Origin of the sequence: Leifsonia williamsii, assembly GCF_030433685.1 — a bacterium.
Taxonomy (GTDB): Bacteria; Actinomycetota; Actinomycetes; order Actinomycetales; family Microbacteriaceae; genus Leifsonia; species Leifsonia williamsii.
Genome location: NZ_JAROCF010000001.1, coordinates 3,485,828 through 3,499,559 on the forward strand (window position 1 = coordinate 3,485,828; position 13,732 = coordinate 3,499,559).

The following is a 13,732-nucleotide window of genomic DNA, read 5'->3' on the forward strand; positions in this document are numbered from 1 at the left end:
TCCGCCTTCGTCAGTCGACCTTGGCGAGCCGCGCCGAGGCGTGGGTGCGCAGGTCCTGGCCGAGCGCCGCGATGTCCCAGGCCCAGAGGAGGTGCCCCTCCACCAGTCCGTACAGCCGCGTCGCCGCCGAGTACTCCTTGGCGCCCGCGGTGCGCACGACGGCGTCGGTCGCGAGGTCGATGCGCGGACCGGCGACCTGGCCGAGGTAGAGCTCGCTGACACCGTCGGGGTGGATGATCGCCACGTCGATGTCGAAGCCGCCGTGGGAGTTGCGCAGCGTCTCCACCGACTGGGCGGTGTTGAAGGGCCGCACGCCGACGCCCGGCAGCATCGCCGGGCCCGCATCGCCTTCGATGAGCTTGCGGCTCAGCCGCCAGTAACCGGTCTCGGCCGCGAGCGGCGTGCGCTCCTCGTCCAGCACCCACGACGTGGCCGAGTAGTTGAGGTACGGCTGCCCGTCGTGACTGAAGCTGATCCGCTGACCGAACTCGAGCTCGGTGTGGTCGTCGCCGATCGCGTAGTCGAGCACACCCGTGCCCTCCCACACGCCGAGGAGCCAGGAGAGCGGGACGAGTTCGGCCGGGAGGTCGGTCGGCAGTTCGATCATGCGACGGCGACCGCTGCCTAGCGCTGCCCGCGGAACAGGTTGTAGACGACGACGCCCGAGACGCCGAGGATGGCCAGCGTGGCGAGCCCCAGGAGCCCGATGAAGAAGAGTTCGAGAGCGACGAGCATGCCGCCAGTCTAGTCGGGCCGTCCGACGGTTGCGGGAAGGCGGGCTCAGGCCGACAGCGCGATCGCCCCGAGGATCGCGCCGGTCACGCCGAGCACGACGAAGCAGCCGGTGAGCGTGGCCGCGAGGCGGTCAACGAAACCGTCCTTGTGCTGGGTCGCGAGCTGGGCGACGAAGGCGAGCAGCACGCACACGGCGAGCGCGAGCGACAGCCAGGCGGCGTACTGGTCGGGCTGCGAGACCGTGCCGATCAGGACGCCGAGCACGAGCGCGACCGCCCACACGGCGATCACGCTGGCGATCCTGGCGCCGCGCGAGAGCGGCGGCGGCAGGGGCGCGGCGGCGGCGGGGCCGAGGCCGTGCACCTCCGGCTCCTCCCCCAGCGGCGCGGGAGGCTCGTGGAGCGGCTGCTCCGGCGTCGCGTCGGTCATGCACCCATTGTGCCCCTCCACGCACCGCGGGAGGGACACGCCCGCGGTTCCGGTAGCATTGCGGCACGAGCAGGGTGAGGAGGTACTGAGTGGCGCAGTTGTTGATCCTCACCTCCGCGCCCGATGCGGAGGTGCTCCCGTCGCTCGCCCTCCTCAGCCACCGCACCCGCCAGATCCCCGCAGAGCCGGCCGCCCTCGTGAACGCGCCGAGCTGCGACCTGATCTTCGTCGACGCCCGCCGCGACCTCGCGAGCGCCAAGTCGCTGTGCAAGATCCTCACCACGACGGGCGTCACCGTGCCGCTGCTGCTGGTCCTCACCGAGGGCGGCCTGACGGCGGTCAGTGCCGACTGGGGCGTCAACGACGTCGTGCTCGACACGGCGGGCCCCGCGGAGGTCGACGCGCGCATCCGCCTCGCGATCGGCCGGCAGACGCAGGAGCACTCGCAGACCAAGATCCAGGCCTCCGGCATCACGATCGACGAGGCCAGCTACTCCGCGAAGGCGCACGGCCGCCAGCTCGACCTCACCTTCAAGGAGTTCGAGCTGCTGCGGTTCTTCGCGACGCACCCCTCGCGCGTCTTCACGCGCGAGCAGCTGCTGAGCGAGGTGTGGGGGTACGACTACTTCGGCGGCACGCGCACCGTCGACGTGCACGTGCGGCGGCTGCGCGCCAAGCTCGGCGACCTGGAGTCGCTGATCGGCACGGTGCGCAACGTCGGATACCGGTTCAACGTGTACGAGGACGACAATGAGCGCCTCCCCTCCTCCGTCCGGCCCTGACGCCGCCCGGCTCAGCGCTGCCGACCTCGGCGACCCCGGGCAGCGGGAGGCGTTCTTCGGCGTGGCCGACGCCGCCCGCGCGGCGGACGGGGCCGATCCCTTCAACGAGCAGACCAGGCTCGACGTCGACAGCGGGCGGCGCACGCCGTACCTCGTGCGCGCGGCCGGCCGGGTCGTCGGCGCTGCGGTGCTGGGCGGCGGCGAGCTCGACCTGGCGGTGCTGCCGTCCGATCGGCGGCGCGGCGTCGCGACCCGCGTGGCGGAGGCGCTGCTCGGCGATGTCGACGGGCCGGTGACGGCGTGGGCGCACGGCGACGACCCCGCGGCCGCACGGCTGGCCGGGCGGTTCGGCTTCGAGCGGGTGCGCACGCTGCTCAAGCTGGGGACTCCGCTGGACGCCGAGCCGCAGACCGTGGAGATCCCGGCGGGGTACGAGCTGACGGCGCTGCGACCCGGACTGGACGACGAGGAGTGGGTGGCGCTCAACGCGCGTGTCTTCGCCGGCCATCCCGAGCAGGGCGCGCTTACCGTCGACGACCTGCAGGCGCGGCAGGCGGAGCCGTGGTTCGACGCGGGCGACGTGCTGCTGCTGCGCGACGGCTCCGGCCGGCTGGTCGGGTACGACTGGGTGAAGGTGGAGGCCGGAGCGGCGGCGGGCGAGATCTACGTGCTCGGCGTCGCGCCGGAGGAGGCGGGACGCGGCCTGGGCCGCGCGCTCCTCGCGGCCGGGCTGTGGCGGCTGCGCGACCGCGGCTGTACGGAGGCGGAGCTGTATGTGGAGGGCGACAACGCCGCGGCGCTCCCGCTGTACCGGTCGGCCGGGTTCGCGGACCGCTCCGTCGATGTCCACTACCGGCGCGGCTGAGCCGATTCTCCACAGATCGGCCGCCGCCGTTCATCCTGTCGTTCGGCAGTGCCAAGATGGGGGACATGGACGGCGACAACATCCTCTTGGACAACGGCCTGGCGGGCAGCCTGGGCGGTGACTTCGACGACGACTTCGCGCCGTTCATCTACGAGCCGGACCCCGCGCTCCCCGACGACCGGTACCTCGACCGCGAGCTGAGCTGGCTGGCGTTCAACCAGCGCGTGCTGGAGCTGGCGGAGGACCCGCTGCTCCCCGTGCTCGAGCGGGCCAACTTCCTCGCGATCTTCGCGAGCAACCTCGACGAGTTCTTCATGGTCAGGGTCGCGGGCCTCAAGCGGCGCATCGCGACCGGGCTCGCGGTGCCGACCAACACCGGACGCGCCCCGCAGGAGGTGCTGGCCGACATCTCGCGCATGGCGCACGAGCTCCAGCTGCGGCATGCGAAGGCGTACCGCGAGCTCGTCCTCCCGGCGCTCGGCGAGGCCGGCATCACCGTCGCCTCGTGGAACGAGCTCGACGAGGGCGACCGCGTGCACCTGCGCGAGGTCTTCTCGCAGCAGATCTTCCCGGTGCTCATGCCGCTCGCCGTCGACCCGGCCCACCCCTTCCCCTACATCTCGGGGCTCTCGCTCAACCTCTCCATCCGCGTGCGCAACTCCCGCAGCGGCAAGGAGCAGTTCGCCCGCCTCAAGGTGCCGCAGATGCTGCCGCGGTTCGTCCGCATCGACCAGCGCGAGGCGCTCGGGCAGGTGCGGTTCCTGCCGCTCGAGGAGCTGATCGCCAACCACCTCGGCGACCTGTTCCCGGGCATGGAGATCCTCGATCACCACGTCTTCCGCGTCACCCGCAACGAAGACGTCGAGATCGACGAGGACGAGACCGAGAACCTCATCCAGGCGCTCGAGCGCGAGCTGCTGCGCCGCCGGTTCGGGCCGCCGATCCGGTTGGAGGTCACCGACGACATGGACGACGTGACCCTCGGCCTGCTGGTGCGCGAGCTCGACGTGACGGAGCAGGAGGTCTACCGCCTCCCCGGCCCGCTCGACCTCGGCGGCCTGTTCGACCTGGCCAAGATCGACCGGCCCGACCTGCACTATCCGAACCATGTGCCGACCACGGCTCCGCAGCTCATGCCGAGCGAGCCGAACGCGAAGCCCGACATCTTCGCGGCCATCGCGCGACAGGACATCCTGCTCCACCATCCGTACGAGTCCTTCGCGACGAGCGTGCAGGCGTTCCTCGAGCAGGCCGCGGCCGACCCGCACGTGCTGGCCATCAAGCAGACGCTGTACCGCACCTCCGGCGACAGCCCCATCGTCGAGGCGCTGATCGACGCCGCGGAGGCGGGCAAGCAGGTGCTCGCCCTCGTCGAGATCAAGGCCCGCTTCGACGAGCAGAACAACATCTCCTGGGCACGCAAGCTCGAGAAGGCCGGCGTGCACGTCGTCTACGGGCTCGTCGGGCTCAAGACGCACTGCAAGCTGGCGCTCGTCATCCGCGAGGAGAAGGGCGTCCTCAAGCACTACAGCCACATCGGCACGGGCAACTACAACCCCAAGACCTCGCGCATCTACGAGGACCTGGGCCTGCTGACCGCCGACGACCAGGTCGGCAAGGACCTGACCCGGCTGTTCAACGAGCTCTCCGGCTACGCCATCGAGAAGAAGTTCAAGCGGCTCCTCGTCGCGCCGCTGCACCTGCGCAAGGGGCTGCTCAAGCGCATCGACGTGGAGCGGGCGCATGCCGAGGCCGGCCGGCCCTCCGGCATCCGGATCAAGGTCAACTCCATCGTCGACGAGGCGATCATCGACGCGCTCTACCGGGCGAGCCAGGCCGGCGTGCCGATCGAGCTGTGGGTGCGCGGCATCTGCGGGCTCGTCCCGGGGCGGGCGGGGCTCTCCGAGAACATCCGCGTGCGCTCGGTGCTCGGGCGGTACCTGGAGCACTCGCGCGTGTTCTCGTTCGTCAACGACGGCGACCCGCAGGTCTACATCGGCAGCGCCGACATGATGCACCGCAACCTCGACCGCCGGGTGGAGGCGCTGGTGCGGCTCACCGACCCCGAGCACCTGGCCGAGCTCGACCGGCTGTTCGACCTCGCCTTCGACGAGCGCACGGCGACGTGGACCCTCGCGGAGGACGGCGTCTGGACCAGGCACCACCTCGACGAGTCGGGCAAGCCGCTCACCGATCTGCAGAACAAGCTCATGCAGCAGACCAGCCAGCGGCCGCGCAGCACCCGCACGGGAACCAGGCGGTGAGCCGCGACGTGACCCCGGCCGTCTACGCCGCGGGCGCCCTCTGCTGGCGCGTCGTCGACGACCGCATCGTGGTGCTCGTCGTGCACCGGACCAAATACGGCGACGTGACGATCCCCAAGGGCAAGGTCGACGAGGGCGAGACCCTCCCGCAGACGGCCGTGCGCGAGATCGAGGAGGAGACCGGGCTCGGCATCCGGCTCGGTGTCCCGCTCGGCGTCTCGCGCTACCCGCTCGCCTCCGGCCGCGAGAAGATCGTGCACTTCTGGGCGGCGGAGGTCTCCGACAAGGCGATCGAGCGCTCCACGTTCGTCCCCAACGCCGAGATCGCCGCCATCGAGTGGGTGACCATCAAGAAGGCGCGCAGCTACCTGACCTACGAGCGCGACGTGGAGATCCTCGACGCGTTCGACGCGCTCGTCAGGCAGGGCGTCACCTCCACCTTCGCCCTCATCGCGCTGCGTCACGGCAAGGCCGCGCCGCGCGCCGACTGGGACGGCCCCGACGCCGCCCGCCCGCTGACGGAGCGCGGCGTGCGCCAGTCGGCCTCCGACGTGCCGACCCTCCTCGCCTGGAAGCCGCGCCGCATCATCACGAGCGACGCGGTCCGCTGCGTCGCCACCGTCGCCCCTCTGGCCGCCGCGACGGGCATCAAGCCGCAGCGCGAGCACGGCATCAGCCAGGACGCCTACGAGGAGGGCCGCGGCGAGGTCAGGGACATCGTCGGCAAGCGTGTCCGCTCCCGCAAGACCGCGGTCCTGTGCAGCCACGGCCCGGTGCTCCCCGAGATCCTCCGCGAGATCGCGCTCGCGACCGGCACGATGCCCGGCGGCTACCTCAATGACGCCGCCGACCTCGACACCGGCGGCTTCTCCGTCGTCCACCTCTCCGCCACCAACCCCGCCTCCGGCATCGTCTCGATCGAGACGTACTCGCCGGTCGCGCGCTGAGCACAGGCCGAGCACACCCTTCCGGATCCCCAACCCAACACCCGTCGTTAACCTCGCGTTTACCGCTGCGGGGGACGCTGGACAGACACGGTGCATAGCGTCACAGGCGGGTCGCACCGACCCCGTCCTGTTGTTACTGATCCCCGGAAGGGACAACTGTGAAACTGAAGCGTCTTGGCGCTCCTCTGGCCGTTCTGGCCGCTGCCGCCATCTCCCTCACCGCGTGCGCGTCGAACGAGGGCAGCGCCCCGGCGTCGACGTCCGCCGCTCCGTCGAACCTCTCCGGCACGCTCAACGGCATCGGCTCCTCGGCGCAGGGCGCCGCGCAGACCGTCTGGGCCGCCGGCTTCCAGGAGGCCAACCCCAAGGTCACCGTCAACTACGACCCGCAGGGCTCCGGCGCCGGTCGCAAGAGCTTCATCTCGGGTGCCGCCGACTTCGCCGGCTCGGACGCCGCGCTGAAGGCGGAGGAGCTCTCCTCCACGTTCGCCGGCTGCGCCCCGAGCAGCAAGGGCATCGACCTCCCGGTCTACATCTCCCCGATCGCCATCGCGTACAACGTCGACGGCGTCAAGGACCTGAAGCTGGACGCCGCGACCATCGCGGGCATCTTCTCGGGCAAGATCACCACCTGGGACGACGCGAAGATCAAGGACCAGAACAAGGACGCGTCGCTGCCGTCGGCCCCGATCACCGTCGTGCACCGCTCCGACGACTCGGGCACCACGCAGAACTTCACCGAGTACCTCGCGGCCAACGCGGCGGACGTCTGGACGGCCCCGGCCTCCCAGACCTTCCCGTTCCAGGTCGGTGACGCGGCGAAGGGCACCTCGGGTGTCGCCGACGCCACGAAGAACGCCAAGAACTCGATCACGTACATCGACGAGTCGGGCTCGGCCGGTCTCTCCATCGCGCAGCTGAAGGTCGGCGACGAGTACACCAAGCTCAGCGCCGACGGCGCCGCCGCTGTCGTGGCCGCCTCCCCGATCGCCGACGGCCGTGAGGCCAACGACCTCGCCATCGCGATCGACCGCAAGGCGACCAACAAGGGCGACTGGCCGCTGGTCCTCGTCTCCTACATCGTCGCCTGCCAGGAGTACAAGGACGCAGCCAAGGCGGACCTCGTGAAGGGCTACGTCGACTACATCATCAGCGAGGACGCTCAGAAGGCCGCCGCCGAGCAGGCCGGCTCCGCGCCCCTCGCCAGCGACCTCGCCTCCAAGGTGAAGGACGCTGTCGCCAGCATCAAGTAACACCCCGGCGCCCGCTCGGCCTGGGCTGCTCGTCAGCCCGGGCCGAGCGGTGCGTCACCCCCTCACCCGCCGCCGCGGGAACACCCGATGAGAGGCACTGACGTGAAGAAGGACCAGCAGGCATGACCGCCGGAACCGTAGGAACCGTAGGAGCCATCCGCCCCAAGGCGAAGGTCCGCCTCGGCGACCGCGTCTTCTCCACCGCCTCCATCGTCGCCGGATCGCTGATCCTCGCGACGCTCGCCGCCGTCGCCCTCTTCCTGGTCGTGCAGAGCATCCCCGCCGTGTTCGCGGGCGAGGGCGAACTGCCCAACCAGGCCACGAACTTCTGGTCGTGGGTCTGGCCGCTGGTCTTCGGCACCATCTGGGCCGCCATCCTCGCGCTCCTCGTCGCGACGCCGCTGTCGCTGGGCATCGCCCTCTTCATCTCGCACTTCGCCCCGCGCCGCGTCGCGCAGGGCCTCGGCTACGTGATCGACCTGCTGGCCGCGGTGCCGTCGGTCGTCTTCGGCCTCTGGGGCATCGCCACCCTCGCCCCGTTCGTCCAGCCGTTCTACGCCTGGCTCGGCGCGAACGTCGGCTGGTTCCCGCTCTTCGCTCCCCCGGTCTCCGGCACCGGCCGCACCATCCTGACCGCGGCCCTCGTGCTCGCCGTCATGGTCATCCCGATCATGACCGCCATCTGCCGCGAGATCTTCCTGCAGACGCCGCGTCTCCACGAGGAGGCCGCGCTCGCCCTGGGCGCAACCCGCTGGGAGATGATCAAGATGGCCGTGCTGCCCTTCGCCCGCAGCGGCATCGTGTCGGCGATCATGCTCGGCCTCGGCCGCGCGCTCGGCGAGACGCTCGCCATCGCGATGGTGCTCTCGCCCGCCCTGATCGTGAAGCTGCCGATCCTGCAGGCCCAGAGCCCGAACACGATCGCGGCCAACATCGCCCTCCAGTTCCCCGAGGCCACCGGCGTCGGCGTGAACGCGCTCGTGGCCTCCGGCCTCGTGCTCTTCGTGGTGACGCTGCTGATCAACATGCTCGCGCGCTACATCGTCAACCGTCGCAAGGCCTTCTCGGGAGCCAACTGATGACCGCCACGACCACCGCCGCAGCGCCCGCCCGGCCGCTCGCCAACTCGTACACCGCCGGCAAGCTCCCGCGCTGGACGCCGTGGGTCATGCTCGTCGGCTCCTGGGCCGTCTTCGCCGCGATCTTCGCCATCCTGGCCGCCAGCAAGGCGACGGAGGGCTTCAACATCGTCGGCGCCGTGTTCTTCGGGACCGTGCTGTTCGACGTCGCGATCTACACCACGTCCCTGCTGGTCGAAGGTCCGCGCAAGGCCATGGACCGGCTGATCACCTCGCTCGTCGCCACCGCCTTCATCGTGGCGCTGCTCCCCTTGATCTCGCTCGGCTGGACCGTCGTCGTGCAGGGCCTCGCCCGCTTCGACATCGACTTCTTCAGCCAGTCGATGCGCAACGTGATCGGAGCGGGTGGAGGCGCATTGCACGCCATCGTCGGCACGCTCGAGATCACCCTCATGGCGGCGCTCATCTCGGTGCCGATCGGCCTGCTGACCTCGATCTACCTGGTCGAGTACGGCCGCGGGATGCTCGCCCGCGGCATCACCTTCTTCGTCGACGTCATGACCGGCATCCCGTCGATCGTCGCCGGCCTCTTCGCCTTCGCCCTGTTCTCGCTGTTCTTCGGGCCCGGCATCCGCAACGGCTTCATGGGCGCGATCGCGCTCTCGGTGCTGATGATCCCGGTCGTGGTGCGCTCGAGCGAGGAGATCCTGCGCATCGTCCCGAACGAGCTGCGCGAGGCCTCCCTCGCCCTCGGCGTGCCGAAGTGGCTGACCGTGCTCAAGGTCGTGCTCCCCACCTCCCTCGCGGGTCTCGTCACGGGCGTCATGCTCGCGATCGCCCGCGTCATCGGTGAGACGGCGCCGCTGCTGATCGTCGCCGGCTTCACCACGAGCATGAACTACGACCTCTTCAACGACCGGATGATGACCCTCCCCGTCTTCGTGTACACGCAGTACACGCAGGCGGCCGGCCTGCACGCGCAGGACTCGATCGACCGCGCCTGGACCGGCGCGCTCGCCCTGATCATCATCGTGATGCTGCTCAACCTCATCGGCCGGATCATCGCCAAGGCCTTCGCCCCCAAGTACGGCCGCTGAGCCGGCACCCCGACGCCCCACGAGCCACCCGACGGCCCAGACAAGGAACTCACGTGTCCAAGCGAATCGAAGTCAACGACCTCAACGTCTACTACGGCGACTTCCGCGCCGTGGAGGGCGTCTCCCTCACCATCGAACCCCGTACCGTCACCGCCTTCATCGGCCCGTCGGGCTGCGGCAAGTCGACCTTCCTGCGCACTCTCAACCGCATGCACGAGGTCATCCCCGGCGCCTACGTGGAGGGTGAGGTGCTGATCGACGGCAACAACCTCTACGGCACGGGCGTCGACCCGGTGCTCGTGCGCCGCCAGGTCGGCATGGTGTTCCAGCGGCCGAACCCGTTCCCCACCATGAGCATCCGCGAGAACGTGCTGGCCGGCGTGAAGCTCAACAACCGCCGCATGTCGAAAAGCGACTCCGACGACCTGGTGGAGAAGTCCCTCCAGGGCGCGAACCTGTGGAACGAGGTCAAGGACCGGCTCAACCTCCCCGGCTCCGGCCTCTCGGGCGGCCAGCAGCAGCGCCTCTGCATCGCGCGCGCCATCGCCGTCTCCCCCGACGTTCTGCTGATGGACGAGCCGTGCTCGGCCCTCGACCCGATCTCGACGCTCGCGATCGAGGACCTCATCGAGGAGCTCAAGAACGACTACACCATCGTCATCGTGACCCACAACATGCAGCAGGCGAGCCGCGTCTCCGATCGGACCGCGTTCTTCAACATCGCGGGCACCGGCAAGCCGGGCAAGCTCATCGAGTACAACGACACCAACCTGATCTTCTCGAAGCCGAACGTGCAGGCCACCGAGGACTACGTCTCCGGCCGCTTCGGTTGATCGCTCCCCCGGCCGGGTAACCGCCGAGTACGCAGAAAGTGCGCGGATTCGCTTCGAGTCCGCGCACTTTCTGCGTACTCGGGGGTTGGAGACCGGGAGTCAGGAGGGGATGGCGACGATCGGGTCGGTCGTGGGGCGGTCGGAGCCGCCGCGCGGCTCCACCGTGACGCCGACCGTGGCGCCCGGGGTCATCTCGCCGGTCAGGACGCGCCATGCCGCACCCGAGTCGCCCGGCGTCATGGTGCCGGCGGGAGTCGCGGTGCCGCTGTCGATGTACCAGAGCTCGTAGACCTTGCCCTCTGCGAGCTGCGGCAGGTCCGTAGCGATAAGAGCGGACTTCTGGAGGTCGGCCGACCACACGAGTGTGGCCGAGCCTCCTCCGGCCACCTCCGCCGTCGACCGCTGCACATCCGAGGCGGCGTTCAGCTGGGCGAGCGCGGAGGCCTGCTGCTGCTGATAGGAGTTGCCGCCCGCCAGCACGCTGCCGACGAACGCACCGCCGATGAAGATCACGACCGCAGCGCCCACCGCGGTGAGGATGGCGGCGGGGCGGGAGAACCAGCGCCGGCGGGCCCGGCGCTCGGCGGGGCCGGGGGCCGCGGGGGTGGGTGCGGGCGCGGCGGAGTCCGGCACAGCCTCCGCAGACGGCACCGCCTCGGCAGATGGCGATGCCTCCGCGGGCAGCTGCGGCATCGAGGCGAGCTGTGCGAACAGCGCGGCTTTCAGCTCGGGCCGGGGTTCGACCGGCTCCGCGGCGAGCGCGAGCTCGGCGGCCACGGCCTCGAAGTCGTCGGCCTCCCGCTCGTCCCTGGCGCCGAGGGCGCGGCCCAGACGGGTCTCCTCGTTGCGGTCATCGCTCATCTCGTCACCCCCAATTCCTCACGCAGCCGTATCATCGCATCGCGCAGCCGTGTCTTCGCTGTGCCCAGTGGGATGCCGAGCCTGGCCGCGACCTCGCTCTGGCTGAGCCCGCCGTAGTAGGCGAGCGCGACGGCCTCCCGCTGCTGCTCGCTCAGCACCGCCATCGCACCCTCCACCCGCTCGTGCTCGACCCGCACCTCGACCGTCTCCGCGACCTCGTCGTATGCGGTCGGGAGGTCGCGGACGCCCACCACCGCGTCCCGGTCGTGCGCCGCCTGCGACGCACGGACCCGGTCGATGGCGCGGCGGTGGGCCATGGTCAGGATCCACGTGAGCGCTCGTCCCCTATTCGGATCGAAGCGCGCAGCGGATTGCCACGCCTCCAGGAACACCTCCTGTGCGACCTCCTCGGACTGCGCGGCGTCGATGAGGATGCGGCGGATCAGGCCGAGGACGCGGGAGGCTGTGCGGTCGTAGAACTCCGAGAAGGCCCGCTGGTCGCCGGAGGCGGTCGCCGTCAGCAGGGCGTCGAGGTCGACGGTGGCGTCGTCCACGTCGTCTCCGCTCGTCGGATGGGCCGGCGCCGCGGTACGAGACCGCCGGGCCGGGCATGAAAGTGCCGGGCCGCAGAAACGCCTCTCGGCGCGAGGCCGCTCGGAGCGGCAAGTTTTGGAGCCCGGGGTTACTGCGGCCCGGCTCCATCAATAGTACAGGAGCGGTCGGCGGGGTCCACGGCGTGGCGTTCGCGAGGGGAGAACGCCGAGTCGCCATCCGGGGTTGACCTCCTCGTCGGACGGGCGGAGGGGCGCATCAGTCGAGCGAGTCCGAGCGCCACAGCCGGGCGCACGCGGTGAGCTCCTCCGCGAACCGGGTGAACCGCAGCGCACGAGTGGTGAGCTCGCTCGCGCGGTCGGAGTCGAGCGTGTCGCGGTCGTCGGCCACCGACGCCGCCCCGGCCGCAGCCACCCGGCAGAACGCGGCGGCCCGGTCGAGCGCGACGGCGAAGTCGCCCTCGAACAGCCCGCGCAGGATCGTGTCGGCGAGCGCGGTGATCTCCGCCGGCCCGGTCGGGTTCGGCGCCCCGGCGACCACGGTGTCGATGGAGGACAGCACCTCCGAGCCGCGCTGATACAGGTACGCGGTCCCCTCGGCGTCCTGCCGGATGAGCAGCCGGAGCAGGTAGATCCGCCACAGCGCGCCGGGGAGGCTCTTGGCGTTGGACCGCGACCACAGCTCGGCGATGGCGTCGATGCCGTGCTGATCGGTGTACGCGACGAGCCGGTCGACGATCTCCGAGTCGGGGTTCTCACGCACGCGCGCGAGCAGCGCCCGCGCGGTCTCGTGCGCGACCCGGCTGATCTGCGCCGGATCCTCCCCGCCCAGGAAGGCCTCGAACATCCCGCCGGGAAACAGCGTCGGCTTGTGGAAACGGTCAGGCATTCCCCCATTCTCCCCCGATCCGGCGCGGAGCGGAGCGACGACGATCCACGATAGATTGGAGACGAGGGCCTCTAGCTCAGTCGGTAGAGCATCGGACTTTTAATCCGCGGGTCGTGGGTTCGAGCCCCACGGGGCCCACCTCGCGAACGCACCGCCGGTAGCGTGAGCACATGGACCCCTACGTTCGACCGCCGATCGCAAGGCCTGCCTACGCGGACGAGAACGGCGAGCTCGTCGACTATGGAAACCGGTGGGCCGGCCGTGAGGTGCCAGAGGACGCTTATTCGCGCACGAGCCACCTCGAGCGGTTCCAGCCGCTCCACCCGACCGCGGATGCGCTCATCAGCTGGCTGCTCGAACGATACGACGCGTCCTCCTTCGAGTACCCCTCCTCGGCTCAGGATGACAGGACCGTACGAATCACTCCCGCGGACCCGTCGGCCGCACCACTGACGTTCGTCTTCACCGACTTTCCCGGCGTGATCATCCAGGCCGGGACTCTCTTCGAAGCGATCTTCCCTCGATGCGGGTGCGACGCATGCGACGAGGACATCGACGAGGTGGTGGACGACCTCGAATGGACCGTCCGTGCTCTCGTGGGCGGTTCGTTCTCCGAGCAGGTCGATGCGCCATCGCCGCAGTGGGTCTCGACGTCGCTCGCCTGGGACGACCGGTCCATGTCCGGAGGCACCATCCGAGACGACCTGACCGACGAGGCTCTCGCGGCCGCGAGACGGCGCCTGCCCTCCCCCTCGGGAGTCTGGAGCGCCTGGCCGCTTCGCACCCCCGCCTGAGCTGGGAGGACTACGTCTTCTGGCAGGGTCAGGACCGGCGGACGCTCAAGCGCATCAACACTCCGATCGACGACATCCTGCGTGGCGACCCCATCGAGGGCATCGGCCGCCTCACCTCAATCCCCCTTCACGTTCACGATCTGCCGGAGGACGTGCCGAACCTCCACCAGGTCGGCCGCATCCTCCATCACCCGGTCGATGTCCTTGTACGCCGCCGGGATCTCGTCGAGGAAGGCGGAGGTGCGGCGCCACTCGATGCCCTGCATGTCGCGCTCCAGCTCCTCCATCGTGAAGCGCTTGCGGGCGGTCGTTCATCGCTTTCCGCGGCTTGCAGAGCTTGCGAAGCATCACGA

The 13,732-nt window shown here is 70.1% G+C and carries 14 protein-coding genes, 1 tRNA gene and 2 pseudogenes; 11 read left to right on the top strand and 6 right to left on the bottom strand.

Annotated features, from left to right (window positions below):
- Window positions 1-10: 10 nt before the first annotated feature.
- Both P5G50_RS16515 and P5G50_RS16520 read right to left on the bottom strand, forming a co-directional pair.
- A complete protein-coding gene (locus tag P5G50_RS16515) occupies window positions 11-607 on the bottom strand; it encodes a heme-binding beta-barrel domain-containing protein (RefSeq protein WP_301212159.1) in 597 nt (198 codons plus the stop codon).
- A 173-nt stretch (window positions 608-780) separates the two neighbouring features.
- Window positions 781-1,164 carry a hypothetical protein gene (locus P5G50_RS16520; RefSeq protein ID WP_301212160.1) on the bottom strand — a complete coding sequence of 128 codons (384 nt, stop codon included), beginning with the start codon at window positions 1,162-1,164 and terminating at the stop codon, window positions 781-783.
- A gap of 89 nt (window positions 1,165-1,253) precedes the next feature.
- Between P5G50_RS16520 and P5G50_RS16525 the strand changes: the two genes are divergently transcribed.
- The 8 genes from P5G50_RS16525 (at window position 1,254) to pstB (ending at window position 10,284) form a co-directional block, all read left to right on the top strand.
- A complete protein-coding gene (locus tag P5G50_RS16525; protein WP_301212162.1) occupies window positions 1,254-1,946 on the top strand; it encodes a response regulator transcription factor in 693 nt (230 codons plus the stop codon).
- The gene (mshD, locus tag P5G50_RS16530) at window positions 1,915-2,811 is read left to right on the top strand and encodes a mycothiol synthase (protein WP_301212164.1); all 897 of its coding nucleotides are present in this window, start codon (window positions 1,915-1,917) and stop codon (window positions 2,809-2,811) included. Before P5G50_RS16525 ends, mshD begins: the two co-directional genes overlap by 32 nt.
- 65 nt (window positions 2,812-2,876) lie before the next feature.
- Window positions 2,877-5,075, top strand: a complete 2,199-nt coding sequence (locus P5G50_RS16535) for an RNA degradosome polyphosphate kinase (protein ID WP_301212166.1) — start codon at window positions 2,877-2,879, stop codon at window positions 5,073-5,075.
- Window positions 5,076-5,083: 8 nt separating this feature from the next.
- Complete coding sequence (locus tag P5G50_RS16540) at window positions 5,084-6,022, top strand: NUDIX hydrolase (RefSeq protein WP_301212353.1); 939 nt, start codon at window positions 5,084-5,086, stop codon at window positions 6,020-6,022.
- A gap of 158 nt (window positions 6,023-6,180) precedes the next feature.
- Complete coding sequence (gene pstS, locus P5G50_RS16545) at window positions 6,181-7,275, top strand: phosphate ABC transporter substrate-binding protein PstS (RefSeq protein WP_301212167.1); 1,095 nt, start codon at window positions 6,181-6,183, stop codon at window positions 7,273-7,275.
- Between the two features lie 122 nt (window positions 7,276-7,397).
- Entirely contained in the window at window positions 7,398-8,354 is a 957-nt protein-coding gene (gene pstC, locus P5G50_RS16550; protein WP_301212169.1) for a phosphate ABC transporter permease subunit PstC, read from the top strand.
- Window positions 8,354-9,451, top strand: coding sequence for a phosphate ABC transporter permease PstA (gene pstA / locus P5G50_RS16555; RefSeq protein ID WP_301212170.1), 1,098 nt, complete (start codon window positions 8,354-8,356; stop codon window positions 9,449-9,451). Before pstC ends, pstA begins: the two co-directional genes overlap by 1 nt.
- A gap of 53 nt (window positions 9,452-9,504) precedes the next feature.
- The gene (pstB, locus tag P5G50_RS16560) at window positions 9,505-10,284 is read left to right on the top strand and encodes a phosphate ABC transporter ATP-binding protein PstB (protein ID WP_301212171.1); all 780 of its coding nucleotides are present in this window, start codon (window positions 9,505-9,507) and stop codon (window positions 10,282-10,284) included.
- Between the two features lie 99 nt (window positions 10,285-10,383).
- On the opposite strand, the gene P5G50_RS16565 is transcribed toward pstB, so the two are convergent.
- The 3 genes from P5G50_RS16565 to P5G50_RS16575 form a co-directional block, all read right to left on the bottom strand.
- Window positions 10,384-11,145 carry an anti-sigma factor gene (locus P5G50_RS16565; RefSeq protein ID WP_301212172.1) on the bottom strand — a complete coding sequence of 254 codons (762 nt, stop codon included), beginning with the start codon at window positions 11,143-11,145 and terminating at the stop codon, window positions 10,384-10,386.
- Complete coding sequence (sigK, locus tag P5G50_RS16570) at window positions 11,142-11,699, bottom strand: ECF RNA polymerase sigma factor SigK (RefSeq protein WP_301212173.1); 558 nt, start codon at window positions 11,697-11,699, stop codon at window positions 11,142-11,144. The genes P5G50_RS16565 and sigK overlap by 4 nt, the downstream gene beginning before the upstream one ends.
- A 256-nt stretch (window positions 11,700-11,955) precedes the next feature.
- Complete coding sequence (locus P5G50_RS16575) at window positions 11,956-12,585, bottom strand: DNA-directed RNA polymerase subunit beta (RefSeq protein WP_301212174.1); 630 nt, start codon at window positions 12,583-12,585, stop codon at window positions 11,956-11,958.
- 65 nt (window positions 12,586-12,650) lie between these two features.
- Here P5G50_RS16575 and P5G50_RS16580 point away from each other — a divergent pair.
- From P5G50_RS16580 to P5G50_RS16590, 3 genes and pseudogenes are all read left to right on the top strand, one after another.
- A tRNA-Lys gene (locus P5G50_RS16580) sits at window positions 12,651-12,723 on the top strand.
- A gap of 32 nt (window positions 12,724-12,755) precedes the next feature.
- Window positions 12,756-13,379 carry a DUF6226 family protein gene (locus P5G50_RS16585; protein ID WP_301212175.1) on the top strand — a complete coding sequence of 208 codons (624 nt, stop codon included), beginning with the start codon at window positions 12,756-12,758 and terminating at the stop codon, window positions 13,377-13,379.
- Window positions 13,376-13,477, top strand: a pseudogene (locus P5G50_RS16590) (type II toxin-antitoxin system YoeB family toxin); the annotation flags it as partial. The gene P5G50_RS16585 and the pseudogene P5G50_RS16590, both read left to right, overlap by 4 nt.
- 18 nt (window positions 13,478-13,495) lie before the next feature.
- On the opposite strand, the pseudogene P5G50_RS16595 reads toward P5G50_RS16590, so the two are convergent.
- Window positions 13,496-13,690 (bottom strand): annotated as a pseudogene (locus tag P5G50_RS16595) (RtcB family protein); the annotation flags it as partial.
- Between the last annotated feature and the right edge of the window lie 42 nt (window positions 13,691-13,732).

Coding starts and splice junctions, on each gene's coding strand:
- P5G50_RS16575 (WP_301212174.1), bottom strand. CDS start 12,585: ATGCCTGACCGTTTCCACAAGCCGACGCTGTTTCCCGGCGGGATGTTC.
- mshD (WP_301212164.1), top strand. CDS start 1,915: ATGAGCGCCTCCCCTCCTCCGTCCGGCCCTGACGCCGCCCGGCTCAGC.
- P5G50_RS16565 (WP_301212172.1), bottom strand. CDS start 11,145: ATGAGCGATGACCGCAACGAGGAGACCCGTCTGGGCCGCGCCCTCGGC.
- pstA (WP_301212170.1), top strand. CDS start 8,354: ATGACCGCCACGACCACCGCCGCAGCGCCCGCCCGGCCGCTCGCCAAC.
- P5G50_RS16585 (WP_301212175.1), top strand. CDS start 12,756: ATGGACCCCTACGTTCGACCGCCGATCGCAAGGCCTGCCTACGCGGAC.
- P5G50_RS16520 (WP_301212160.1), bottom strand. CDS start 1,164: ATGACCGACGCGACGCCGGAGCAGCCGCTCCACGAGCCTCCCGCGCCG.
- P5G50_RS16515 (WP_301212159.1), bottom strand. CDS start 607: ATGATCGAACTGCCGACCGACCTCCCGGCCGAACTCGTCCCGCTCTCC.
- pstC (WP_301212169.1), top strand. CDS start 7,398: ATGACCGCCGGAACCGTAGGAACCGTAGGAGCCATCCGCCCCAAGGCG.
- P5G50_RS16535 (WP_301212166.1), top strand. CDS start 2,877: ATGGACGGCGACAACATCCTCTTGGACAACGGCCTGGCGGGCAGCCTG.